We start from the raw sequence: 11,600 nt of genomic DNA, 5'->3' as shown, positions 1-11,600 counted from the left end.
CGTCCGCCCCTCCGGTCGGCCCGGACCGGGCCCACCGCATTATGCTTACGACTATGTCAACCAGCCTCCACCACCGTGCCATTGAGCACCTCGGGACCCGGATCGTGGCCGGCGAGCTTCCGGCCGGGCACGTCATGCTTGCCGAGCACCTTGAGGACGAACTCAAGGTCTCCCGCTCGGTGGTCCGGGAGGCGGTCCGGGTCCTCCAGTCCCTGGGCCTGGTGGAGACCATCAAACGCGTCGGCATCCGGGTGCTGCCCTCGAACCGGTGGAACCCCTTCGACCCGCTCGTGATCCGCTGGCGGCTGGCCGGCGAAGGCCGCGGCGCCCAGCTGCGCTCCCTGGCCGAACTCCGCACCGCCGTCGAGCCGGTGGCCGCCGAACTGGCCGCGGCCAACGCCCCCGAGGAGCTCCGCCGCGAACTCGTGGAGATCTCGCACGCCATGCGCGACGCCGGGCAGGCCGGGGACGTGCCCCGGTTCCTCGAGCTGGACATCCTGTTCCATTCCCTGCTGCTGACCGGCTCGGGCAACGAGATGTTCGCCAACATGGTGGGCCAGGTGACCGAGACGCTGACCGGCCGCACCATCCACGGCCTGATGCCGGACCACCCGCGCGAGACGGCGCTGCGCTGGCACGTGGAGGTCGCCGAGGCCATCGCCGCCGGGGATGCCGCCGCCGCCCGCGAGGCCTCGAACCGGATCATGCGCGAGACCATCTCGGAGATGGAGCCGAGCTGGAAGAACCAGCCGCGGGTGTTTGTCCCGGTCGAGCGCCACTAACCCGCCACTGGCCGTCCCGGGCCCGACGGCGGCGCTCCTCACCCAGGGGCCCGCCTGAAGTCCAGCAGCACCTTCCCCGAAACAGCCGCGTTCCTGGCGACCTCGAACGCTTCCAGTCCGCGGTCCAGGCCAAAGGTGTGGGTCACCACGGGGTCCACCCGCAGAGAGCCGTCGGCGAGCGCCGCTATGACCTCATCGATTTCGTCATTGAAGCGGAAGGAGCCCACCAGCTCCAGCTCGCGCGTAATGGCCAGGGAGATCAGGACCGGCTGCGGGCCCGATGGCAGCAGCCCCACCATCACCACCCTGCCGCCACGGACCGCGCCCGTGATCGCCGAGGCCAGGCCCCGGTGGCTGCCCGAGGACTCGATGACGACGTCCGCCTCAACCGCGGCGATCGCCCCGGCGTCGTCCCCCTTGAGGACCGCGTCGGCCCCCACAGCACGGGCTATCTCCAGCGGCCGCTCGTGCATGTCCACGGCCACGATCCGGCCGGCGCCGGCGCGTTTGAGCACGGCCACGGCCAGGGCCCCGATAGGACCGCTGCCAATCACCAGCGCCGTCTTTCCCGCGACGTCCCCGGCGCGCGACACGGCGTGCCAGGCGACGCTGGCCGGTTCCGCAAGGGCCGCGGTCCGCAGGTCCAGCCCCGCCGGCAGCGGCCGGAGCATCCGGGCCGGCAGGTTCACATACCGGCTGAACGCTCCGTCCGCGTGCGGAAATTGTGCGGCGCTGCCCAGATACGTGCAGCCCGGCGACAGATTCGGACGCTCGGCCGGGTACCGGGCGCCGCCCGGGCCCGGCGTGGCGGGATGCACCGCGACGGCCGTGCCGGGCCCCGGCCCGGAGCCGTCAGCGGCGGCGCGGATCACGGTCCCTACGATCTCGTGGCCCAGGACCATGGGAGCCTTGAGGACGGATTCTCCCGCGGCGCCGTGCAGCCAGTAGTGCAGGTCGGAGCCGCAGATGCCGCCGAAGGCCACGTCGATGACGGCTTCACCGGGCGCCGGCGCGGGCACGGGGATGTCCTCGATCCGCAGGTCGCCCGCGGCGTGGGCCACCACCGCCGCGGCCGTGGCCGGAAGTGCTGCCACGCCGCCCATCAGACCACCACCGTCATTCCGCCGTCGATGAAGATGGTCTGGCCGTTGACGAAGTCGGACCCGTCGGAGGCCAGCCACACGGCGGGTCCGGCCAGGTCCTGCACGGTCCCCCAGCGGTGCGCGGGGGTCCGGCCCAGGATCCAGGCGTTGAACTGCTCATCGTCGACGAGGTTTTGCGTCATCTCGGTGTGGATGTAGCCCGGCGCGATCCCGTTGATCTGCAGGCCCGAGGCGGCCCATTCCGCGGTCATGGCCCGGGTCAGGTTCCGCAGGCCGCCCTTCGCCGCGATGTAGGGCGCGATGGTGGGCCGGGCGAGGTCGGTCTGGACCGAGCAGATGTTGATGATCTTGCCCCGGCCCCGAGGGATCATGTGCCGGGCCGCTTCCCGCCCCACCAGGAACGCGCTGGTCAGGTCCGTGGAGATCACCCGTTCCCAGTCGACCACGTCGAGCTCGAGCATCGGGACCCGGTGCTGGATGCCGGCGTTGTTGACCAGGATGTCCAGCGGGCCGACGTTCTCCTCCACCCAGGCGATGCCCCGGGCGGCCCCGGTGTCGCTGGTGACGTCGAAGGCGCAGCTGTGCACCCGGCCCGGCGCGTAGTCCGCGGCCATCGCGGCCTCGGCGGCCTTGAGCCGCTCGGGGTTGATGCCGTTGAGCACCACGGTGGCGCCGGCGTCGGCCAGGGCCCGGGCCAGGGCGTTGCCGATCCCCCGGCTCGAACCGGTCACCAGGGCCACACGCCCGGTCAGGTCAAAAAGTCCACTCATGGTTCACTGATCCTCATTGGTCTTTGCTGCTGTGTTGGCTGTTGGCTTGTCGCTGGGGTTGTCACGTGCGTTGTCGCTGAGATTGGCGATGGTTTGCCGCACGACGGCGAGGTCCCGGTCCCCCAGCCCCTGGCGCAGCAGGGCAGCGTAGAGCTCGGCGCCGGCGGCCGCCATCGGCACTGCGGCACCCGCGGCCGCGGCGCTCTCGAGCACGAAGGAGAGGTCCTTGTGCATGAACTTGGCGGGCCCGGTGGGCTCGTAGTCCCTGGCGGCGAGCCGTGGCCCCACGATGTCCAGGACCCGGCTGCCCGCGAGTCCGCCCGCGAGCACCTCGTAAAGGGCGGGCACCTCCATGCCGGAGCGTTCGGCGAGCTCCGCGGCCTCGGCGAGCGCCGCCGTCGTGGTTCCCACGATCAGCTGGTTGCACGCCTTGGCGAGCGACCCCGATCCCATCGGTCCCAGCCGCCGCACGGTGCTGCCCATCGCGCCAAAGAGCGGCAGGAGCCGGCGGAAGTCGCTGTCGCTGGCGCCCGCCATGATGGCGAGGGTTCCGTCCGCCGCGCCTTTGGTGCCGCCGCTGACCGGCGCATCGACGACGACGGCGTTGCCCCCGCTCGCCTCCGCGACCCGTGCCCCGAAGTACCGCACGCCGGCCGGCGACACGCTGCTCATCACAACGACGGCGGTTCCGGGCGCGGGCGGGCTGGCGGTCCAGCCGGCCAGGAGCGCGGCACTCGCATCCTCAATGTCGGACAGATCCGGCAGCATGAAGACAATGACGGGCTGGTCGCGGAGCGCCTCGACCCTGGCCACGCGCGAGCCGCCCAGGGTCTCGAAGGCGTCCAGCGCCGCCGGCGAACGGTTCCAGGCCGTGACGGTCCATCCTGCCGCGAGGAGGTTGGCGGCCATCGGCGCGCCCATCAGGCCGAGGCCGACGAACCCGGCCTCCCTGCGGTCCATCTCCATGCGTTGCCTCACTTCGTCGTGGTTAATCTTGGAATTCTGTTCAGCATCCTAGCCTCCATTCAGTATGATGAACACTATGACGACCAAAACCACCGTCGCGATCGCCGTCCCACTCGAAGCAGAGCTGGTGGACCGCATCCGCGCCGTAGATCCGTCCGTGACCGTCCTCTACGACCCCGAGCTCCTGCCGCCGGAACGTTTTCCCGCCGACCATGCGGGTGACCCGGACTTCCGCCGGACGCCGGAGCAGGAAGAGCGCTACTGGGACATGCTCAACAAGGCCCAGGTCCTGTACGGGCTCCCCAACGAAAGCCCGGCAGGCCTCGCCCGGATCGCCGGCAGCAATCCCCGGCTTGAGTGGATCCATGCCATGGCGGCCGGCGCCGGCGGTGCCGTAAAGGCATCGGGGCTGGACGCCGCGACGCTGCAGAAGTTCAGGGTCACCACCTCGGCCGGGGTGCACGCCCTGCCGCTCGCCGAGTTCGCCGCCCTGGGCATCCTCAACGGCTTCAAGCGCAGCGCCGAGCTGGCCCAGGACCAGGCGGCCAAGCTCTGGCCCGAGCTCCGCACCCCCACCCGCCTGGTCAACGGCTCCCGCCTGGTGGTCACCGGGCTCGGCGAGATCGGGCTCGAGACCGCACGGATCGCCCGCGCCCTGGGCATGAGCGTCAGCGGGACCAAGCGGACCGTGGAGGCCATCGACGGGATCGAGACGGTCACGGACAACGACGGCCTCGCCGGCCTGCTGGGCACCGCAGACGCCGTCGTCAATACCCTGCCCGGCACGCCGTACACCGAGAAGCTCTTCAGCCGCGACGTCTTCGCCGCCATGAAGCCCGGAACAGTCTTCGTCAACGTGGGCCGCGGCACCGTGGTCGATGAAGAGGCGCTTCTGGAGGCCCTGGGCAACGGCCAGGTCTCCTATGCCTGCCTCGATGTCTTCGCCGTGGAGCCACTGCCGCGGGACAGCCCGCTGTGGAACCACCCCAGGGTGATGGTGTCCCCGCACACCTCGGCGCTCAGTGCCGCCGAAAACCGGCTGATCACCGAACGCTTCTGCAGCAACCTGCGGACCTACCTCGACGGCGGCGAACTCCCCCACCTGGTGGACACGGTGCACTTCTACTGAGTCCACTCTTTTGCACTGCACCAGCGCCGCAGCGCACACAGGGCGGCCCACCGGAAACGGTTGGGCCGCCCTTAGCGTTGGGCGAGGAAGGTTCCGCCCAGCGACGCCGGACCGTGCCTGCACCGCGGGATCCGCCCGGCGACGCGCATAGTGCGCGTCGCCGGGCGCTTTCCGTGGCGCAGAAACGGCCGTGGCCCCTTCCTGGGTGGAAGGGGCCACGGCCTGTGCGGCGCGGACGGAGGGTCTGGAGCCCGGATCCCGCCTAGCGCGCATCCTCCGTCAGGAGAAGGTCGCGTCCCACCGTCTCGGGCGTGAAGAAGGTGGTGACGAACGAGATCAGCGCCAGGACCAGCGAGTAGATGGCGAGCACCAGCCAGGAATGGTCCGTGGCGGCCAGCAGCGCGGCGCCGACCAGCGGGACCAGGCCGCCGGCCAGGACGGCGGAGAGCTCCCGGCTCATGGCCACGCCGGTGAAGCGGTACTGCGATCCGAAGAGTTCAGGCAGCAGCGGGCACTGCGGGCCGAGCATGGACTGAACGCCGAGGGCGATGCCGACCACCATGACAATCCAGACCAGCGTGACATTGCCCAGCGTCACCAGGTAGAACGCCGGCAGCGCGATGAGCGCCTGAAACAGCGCGCCGTAGCGGTAGACGGGCACCCGGCCGAACCTGTCGGACAGCGCACCGAAGGTGATCACCATGACGGCCGCGAAGCCCGCGGCGATGAGCAGGCCGACCGGACCGATGAACTTGTCGCCGGGAAAAACGCCGTCCTTGGCCGCCAGGAACGCGATGAGCAGCGCGGAGTAGATCGAGGAATTGCCGTTTTCGCCCATCCGCAGGCCGATGCCGATCAGCACGTTCTTCTTCGAGTGCTTCCACAGCTGGCCGATGGGGTTCTTGACCACGCTCTTGTGCTTTTCCAGTTCCTGGAAGACGGGCGTTTCCTTCAGCCGGAGCCGAATGAAGATGGCCACCACAACCAGGAGCACGCTGGCCAGGAAGGGCACCCGCCACAGCCAGCCCTCCAGGACGGCCTTGTCTGCCATGGCAATGAGCGCGAACGTTCCGGCGCCGAGCAGGGTCCCCAGCTGGATGCCGACGAACGGGAGCGACGCGAAGAAGCCACGACGGCGGCGCGGCGCGACTTCGGAAATGAGCGTGGTGGCGCCCGCCTGTTCAGCGCCGGCCCCCAGTCCCTGCAGGATGCGCAGCGTCACCAGAAGAACGGCGCCGAGCATGCCGGCCTGTTCGTACGTCGGCAGCAGGCCGATGGCGAAGCTGGCGGTCCCCATCAGGCCGATGGTGAGGATCAGGACCATCTTGCGGCCGAACCGGTCGCCGATATAGCCGAAGACCATCCCGCCGAAGGGCCGGGCCGCGAAGCCCACACCGTACGTGGCGAAGGATGCAATCAGGGCCCCGTCCTCGCCGAGCGGCTTGAAAAACAGCGGGCCGAAGATCAGGGCGGAGGCCAGCCCGTAGATGTAGAAGTCGTAGTACTCCAGCGCGGAGCCCACAGAGCTGGCAAGCGTTGCCCGTCGCAGCTGTTCCGGATCGACGACGGCGCCGTCCGCTTCAGCGAGCGGTGTATTAGTACTAGTTGTCACAAGCACTCCCTCAAGAACACTCCAGACCCCCGTTGGTCTGGTGGGTGTGAGCAACCCCAAGGAGTCGATCACTATGCTGAACAGAGTACAGCATAGTGATCGGCTAGCCAATGAATAATCAGATTTATTCCGGGGCGTCCCGAAACGCCCAGCGGCGCTGGCCCCTAGCCCATGGGATTGCCGAGGGACCGGGCGAGGTCCTGGAGTTCCTTCACCATCAGGGCGCCCTGCTCCTGCGAGTAAGTGGCCTTCAGCGCGGTGACCGACAGGCCGAGGCTGGGCCCGTGTGCGCCCCGGGTCGGGACGGCGACGGCCAGGCACACGACGCCGGTGGTGGATTCCTCGTCCTCGAACGCATAGCCCTGCTCCCGGATGAGCGTGAGCTGCGCCTTGAGCTCGGCACCCGTGCGCAGCGACTTCGGCGTCAGGACCGGAAGAGTGGCGTCGTCGGGAAACATCTCGTCGACGTCGTGGTCATGCAGCCGCGCGATCAGGGCCTTGCCCACGGCACAGAGGGACGCGGGCATCTTGTCGCCAATATTGGACGTCAGGCGCACCGCCGGGTGCCCTTCGTAGCGGGCCAGGTAGATGACATTTGTTCCGTCCAGCATGGCGATCCGGACCGTCTCTCCCGAGAGCGTCGGGGCCTGTTCACAGAAGCGGTAGAACTCCTGGACCTCGTCGAGGCGGCTGAGGTAGGCAGCACCGAGCTCAACCAACTTCCGACCGAGGGTGAACTCCGCGCCCTGGCGGCTGATCAGCCTCGCCTCCTCGAGCGCGAGCAGGAGGTTGGAGGTGGAGGACTTCGGGATTCCCAGTTCCCGGGACAGATCACTGAGCGTGAGGCGTCCGGTCGCGGATGCCGCCAGGGCTTCCAGCACGGCGGCGGCACGGGTGACAGCCGGCGCGGGTGACGCGCTCCCCAATCCGTCGGAGGGTCGGGAAACTCGGGAATCGGCCATGATTCTCCTTCAGGTATCGCGCGCAAGTCGCCGCGCCACTCGTTCGAATGCCGTCCAGTCAGCTGAACACTAACCATCATAATGTCTGGCGCCCTGAACCGGGACCGGCAGGGCCCGCGCATCCATTGCTTCCCGTCGGCGGGCCTCGTCGGGGACCGCCGGCCCCTTAGGCGGCAGACACCACGGGGTTCGTCAGCTCGCCGATGCCGGCAATGTGGCACGTGACGGTGTCGCCGGGGACGATCGGCGCACACTCGGCGGGGAATCCCGTCAGCACCAGGTCACCCGGGTGAAGGGTCATGAAGGATGTGAGATAGGCGAGGATTTCCTCGACCTTCCAGCCAAGGTCGGCGGAGCTGGCTGCCTTGAGTTCCTGACCGTTGTGTTTGATGCCGATCGCCAGGTCGTCGCCGTTCAGGTCCGTGACGATCCAGGGCCCCACGGGCGTGAAGGTGTCCTGGCTCTTGGCGCTGATCCACAGCTGATCGGATTCCTGCAGGTTCCTGGCGGAGACGTCATTTCCTATGGTGTAGCCCAGAACCGCGCCCATGGCGTTGCCGGGCGTCAGTCCGCGGGCGCTGCTCCCGATCACGAGGGTCAGTTCGGCCTCCGGCTCGACGCGGCCCACGCCCGGCCGAAGTTCAACCGCGTCCCCCGGGCCGACCACGCTGGTGGACGCCTTGTGGAAGGCCTGCGGCGGAAGCCCGCGACCGGCGGCACCGGTATTGTGCGCCATGCCCAGGACGTTGGCCGGGACACAGGGCGCGAGGAACGTGAACGACGCTTCCTCCACTGTCGCGCCGACCTCCCAACCACTGCGGGGCAGGCTGCCGGCATTGGCGGCAGAACCCGGGAACGGAGAGGGTGTCACCGTCCACACCCTGCCCGCCGCACTGCCAAAGTCCGCTGCGTCGTTGGCGACGAAGAAGTATTCTCCCCCGGCAGCCGGGGAAAGCGGGCGGACTCTGGCGATTCGGCGGGCACTCGTGGCGGTCATGAAAACATCCTAGGCGGCGGACTCCCGGGGCCCGCGATTAGGCCATCGACTGGCGTAATTCTGGCGCGCAGAAACGCCGCCGGTGTTTCACATTTCCAAGCGTTCACGGTATATTCATTACAAGCCTTCCACCGCGGCATCCCCCAATAGTCGCGGTGGAAGGCTTTTCCAATGCCCGGGTGATACCAGGGTCCGGGGTCCCCTTTTGAGCGGGCCGGGCCGGGCGATTGTTGCCCGCGCAGGCGGCCTACGCGGCGTCCGCAACGGCCCCCCGCAGCCGCCAGCCCCCACCGAGGCCGTCCCGGATCAGTTCCATGGTGGTCAGGGCAGATCCGCGGTTGCGGCCGAGCCTCGCCTGGACCTGCCAGACCTCGACATCCACGCGGCTCAGGCCCTTGGGCATCCGGCGCTCGGCCTCCCACCAGCTGACCCGCTCGAACCAACGCACGGGCTCGGCGCCGATCAACCATTCCCTGCCCCCGCGCACTACCGCCAGTGGCCGCCCGTCCGGGCCTGTTTTCACCATCACGTGTTCCATGCCCGTCACAGTAGGGCGAAGCCCTGACATTTTCGGGGCGTGCAGCATCCCCCGCCGGGACGCACAAAACCCCGCCCTTCCGGACCGTGTGGTCCGGAAAGACGGGGTTTTCTGTGGTGGGTCCTACCGGGATCGAACCGATGACATCCACGGTGTAAACGTGGCGCTCTACCAGCTGAGCTAAAGACCCAAACCGCGGTTTCCGCGCCTCAGCGCTTCAACCAACGAACAGCTACTGTACCGGATGTCACCGGCCAAGCGCCAATCGGCCCGGCCGTCGCTACAGGGGCGGCAGCTCGGCGGCGAGCCAGGTCAAGGCCCCGCTGACGCCTGCCTCCAGCTTGATGGTGGCGAGGCCGTCGCCGCGGGTCGGTCCCCTGTTGATAATGACCACGGCTTTGCCCTGCTTCGCCGCGTGGCGGACAAAACGCAGGCCGCTCATCACGGTCAGCGACGAGCCGGCCACCAGGAGCGCCCGGGCGGCGTCGACCATGGCATACGAGCGCTCCACCCGGTCCTTGGGCACGTTTTCCCCGAAGTACACGAAGTCCGGTTTCAGGGTGCCGCCGCAGGCCGGACAGCGGGCGACGATGAACGATCCAATCAGTTCGGCGTCCTCGACGGCGGCATCGGCGTCCGGTGCCATTTCAACCACCCCGGCCGCCTGCGCCCGTTCCAGGAACCCGGGGTTGAGTTCTTCCAGGACACCGGCCAGCATCCGGCGGCTGAACCGCCGGTGGCAGTCCAGGCACACTACCCGGTCGAACCGGCCGTGCAGGTCCACGACGTTGACGCTGCCGGCGTCCTCGTGGAGCCGGTCCACGTTTTGGGTGATGAGGCCGGTGAGAAGCCCCCGCTGCTCCAGCCGGGCTACAGCGGCATGGCCATCGTTCGGATCCGCCCTGCGCAGATGTGACCAGCCGATGTGGTTGCGGGCCCAGTAGCGCTGCCGGTTTCCCGGCTCGCCGATGAATTCCTGGTAGGTCATGGGGGTCCGCGGTGCGGCGCCGGGCCCGCGGTAGTCCGGGATGCCTGAATCCGTACTCAGGCCGGCACCCGTCAGCACGGCGAACTGCTCCCCGGACAGGAGGCCGTGGATGTCCTGCAGGGCCTCCAGCTCGGTGCGCTGGAGTTCCGCGGCGCTCCCGGCGGCCGTGACCGGCGGGAGGCTGGCAAACCCGGTCATGCCGATTCCTGGCCGCCGCTGCCTCACCGGATCAGCTCCCGCCGAGTCCCGCGAGGGCCGCCCGGTATTCGGCGAAGTCCCGGGCCTGGCCGCGCGGATTCACCACGACGTAGCGGACGATTCCCGCCGCGTCGATGATGAAGGTGCCGCGCAGCGCCATGCCGCTATCAGGGTCGAACACGCCGTAAGCCGAGGCCACGGCCCCGTGCGGCCAGAAGTCTGCCAGCAGATCGAAGCCGTAGCCTTCCTTTTCGGCATAGGCACGCTGGGCGAATTTGCTGTCCACCGAGACTGCCAGCACGGCGGCGTCGGCATCCTCGAACAGTGCCAGGTTGTCCCGGATTTCGCACAGTTCCCCGGTGCAGATCCCGGAGAAGGCAAACGGGTAGAAGACTATGGCGACGTTGCGGCCGCGGAAGTCTGAGAGGCGCACCGGTTCGCCGAATTGATTGGCGAGCTCGAAATCCGGCGCGGCATCGCCGACGCCGGGAACGGCACCGGGAACGGGGCTCACGGCGGAGCCCGGCCCGGAGGCCTCGTGCTGGACCGCTTGGGTCACTTGTTCTTCCGCGTGACCAACCGGGTGGCGCTCCAGTCCTTCGAGACGCCGGCGGAGGTGGTGTAGTGGAGCCCTGCGGTGGGCGCGGCATCCTGGATGTCCGCGGGCGAGACGTAGCCGTCCCGGCCGGACTTGGGAGTCAGGACCCAGACAACGCCGCCCTCGGTGAGAGTGGTCAGCGAATCGACCAGCGTGTCCACAAGGTCTCCGTCACCTGCCCGCCACCAGAGAATGGCGGCATCGACCACCTCGTGATCGTCCTCATCGAGAAGCTCAGAGCCCGTGAGATCTTCGATATCGTCCCGCAAGTCGAAGTCGACATCGTCGTCATAACCGAATTCCTGAATCAGGTCCCCGTCTTTGAAACCCAGTTTCTCCGCCACATTTACCGAAGTGGCGGCGTCGGCCTCGCTCACGTGTTGCTCCTATGCTTTTTGAATTGCTTCATGTTTTCAATGGCACTAGTGATTTCCATTACTCCAAGCCAACACCCTTTGGGCTCTCGCTTCAAGCTGTTGGTACCGCGATCCGCCATATTCTGCGTCACACAGGCCGATCCGGAGGCTGCGGGGCAGCGCTTCGTCACACAACCAGTATGCCCGTGAAATACGGGGACGGGTCCATAGGGCGGCTACGCATCCATCAGCCCGCACGGCTAGAGTGGCTGATGACGACTACGCCTGCGCGGGCAACCGCCCGGCTAATACAGGCAGGCGTACCGTGATTGGACCTTGCCCGGCGCATACGACCGGGCTGATGTAACCGATATGTCGCACACGTCGCGTTCACGCCAGGCAGTCACCCTGCCCGGAGCTGAGGGTGCCGATAGATGCGCTCAAAGAGAGGTTGGACGTGGCTGCAGGAGAAGATACCTCCCATATCCTCAGCGGGTTGACAAACCAGCTGCCTGATCGTGATCCGGAAGAGACCGCCGAATGGCTGGAGTCCCTGGATACCCTGATTCAGGAACAAGGCACCGAACGTGCCCAGTACATT

The 11,600-nt window shown here is 68.1% G+C and carries 12 protein-coding genes and 1 tRNA gene; 2 read left to right on the top strand and 11 right to left on the bottom strand.

Annotated features, from left to right (window positions below; all coding sequences use genetic code 11):
* Positions 1-53 precede the first annotated feature (53 nt).
* Positions 54-782, top strand: coding sequence for a FadR/GntR family transcriptional regulator (locus AC1DNG_RS00065; RefSeq protein ID WP_028277812.1), 729 nt, complete (start codon positions 54-56; stop codon positions 780-782).
* A 38-nt stretch (positions 783-820) separates the two neighbouring features.
* On the opposite strand, the gene AC1DNG_RS00060 is transcribed toward AC1DNG_RS00065, so the two are convergent.
* The 3 genes from AC1DNG_RS00060 to AC1DNG_RS00050 are packed head-to-tail and all read right to left on the bottom strand — an operon-like array spanning position 821 to position 3,621.
* Positions 821-1,885 carry an L-idonate 5-dehydrogenase gene (locus AC1DNG_RS00060; protein ID WP_476886331.1) on the bottom strand — a complete coding sequence of 355 codons (1,065 nt, stop codon included), beginning with the start codon at positions 1,883-1,885 and terminating at the stop codon, positions 821-823.
* Positions 1,885-2,655: an SDR family oxidoreductase gene (locus tag AC1DNG_RS00055; protein WP_476856940.1), complete on the bottom strand. Its 771-nt coding sequence runs from the start codon at positions 2,653-2,655 to the stop codon at positions 1,885-1,887. The genes AC1DNG_RS00060 and AC1DNG_RS00055 overlap by 1 nt, the downstream gene beginning before the upstream one ends.
* Positions 2,656-2,658: 3 nt before the next feature.
* The gene (locus AC1DNG_RS00050) at positions 2,659-3,621 is read right to left on the bottom strand and encodes an NAD(P)-dependent oxidoreductase (protein ID WP_476886658.1); all 963 of its coding nucleotides are present in this window, start codon (positions 3,619-3,621) and stop codon (positions 2,659-2,661) included.
* Between the two features lie 64 nt (positions 3,622-3,685).
* On the opposite strand from AC1DNG_RS00050, the gene AC1DNG_RS00045 reads away from it, so the two are divergent.
* A complete protein-coding gene (locus AC1DNG_RS00045; RefSeq protein ID WP_476886330.1) occupies positions 3,686-4,750 on the top strand; it encodes a D-2-hydroxyacid dehydrogenase in 1,065 nt (354 codons plus the stop codon).
* A gap of 262 nt (positions 4,751-5,012) precedes the next feature.
* On the opposite strand, the gene AC1DNG_RS00040 is transcribed toward AC1DNG_RS00045, so the two are convergent.
* The 8 genes from AC1DNG_RS00040 to AC1DNG_RS00005 form a co-directional block, all read right to left on the bottom strand.
* On the bottom strand, positions 5,013-6,272 hold the full coding sequence (locus AC1DNG_RS00040) for an MFS transporter (RefSeq protein WP_476886657.1): 1,260 nt from the start codon (positions 6,270-6,272) through the stop codon (positions 5,013-5,015).
* A gap of 254 nt (positions 6,273-6,526) precedes the next feature.
* Positions 6,527-7,324, bottom strand: a complete 798-nt coding sequence (locus AC1DNG_RS00035) for an IclR family transcriptional regulator (protein ID WP_476886329.1) — start codon at positions 7,322-7,324, stop codon at positions 6,527-6,529.
* Positions 7,325-7,490: 166 nt separating this feature from the next.
* Positions 7,491-8,321 (bottom strand): fumarylacetoacetate hydrolase family protein, encoded by an 831-nt coding sequence (locus AC1DNG_RS00030; protein ID WP_476886328.1) that lies wholly within the window; start codon positions 8,319-8,321, stop codon positions 7,491-7,493.
* A 247-nt stretch (positions 8,322-8,568) separates the two neighbouring features.
* Positions 8,569-8,859 carry a hypothetical protein gene (locus AC1DNG_RS00025; RefSeq protein WP_026266430.1) on the bottom strand — a complete coding sequence of 97 codons (291 nt, stop codon included), beginning with the start codon at positions 8,857-8,859 and terminating at the stop codon, positions 8,569-8,571.
* A 114-nt stretch (positions 8,860-8,973) separates the two neighbouring features.
* A tRNA-Val gene (locus AC1DNG_RS00020) sits at positions 8,974-9,049 on the bottom strand.
* 90 nt (positions 9,050-9,139) lie between these two features.
* The gene (locus tag AC1DNG_RS00015) at positions 9,140-10,072 is read right to left on the bottom strand and encodes an NAD-dependent protein deacetylase (RefSeq protein WP_476858289.1); all 933 of its coding nucleotides are present in this window, start codon (positions 10,070-10,072) and stop codon (positions 9,140-9,142) included.
* Positions 10,073-10,076: 4 nt separating this feature from the next.
* Entirely contained in the window at positions 10,077-10,559 is a 483-nt protein-coding gene (locus AC1DNG_RS00010; protein WP_476849018.1) for a peroxiredoxin, read from the bottom strand.
* Positions 10,560-10,600: 41 nt separating this feature from the next.
* Complete coding sequence (locus AC1DNG_RS00005) at positions 10,601-11,020, bottom strand: DUF3052 domain-containing protein (RefSeq protein WP_018773429.1); 420 nt, start codon at positions 11,018-11,020, stop codon at positions 10,601-10,603.
* Positions 11,021-11,600 lie beyond the last annotated feature (580 nt).

The organism is Arthrobacter sp. 01T425 (assembly GCF_056398725.1).
Note: the sequence above shows the minus strand (reverse complement) of the source record. Positions and strands in the feature narration are given on the sequence as shown.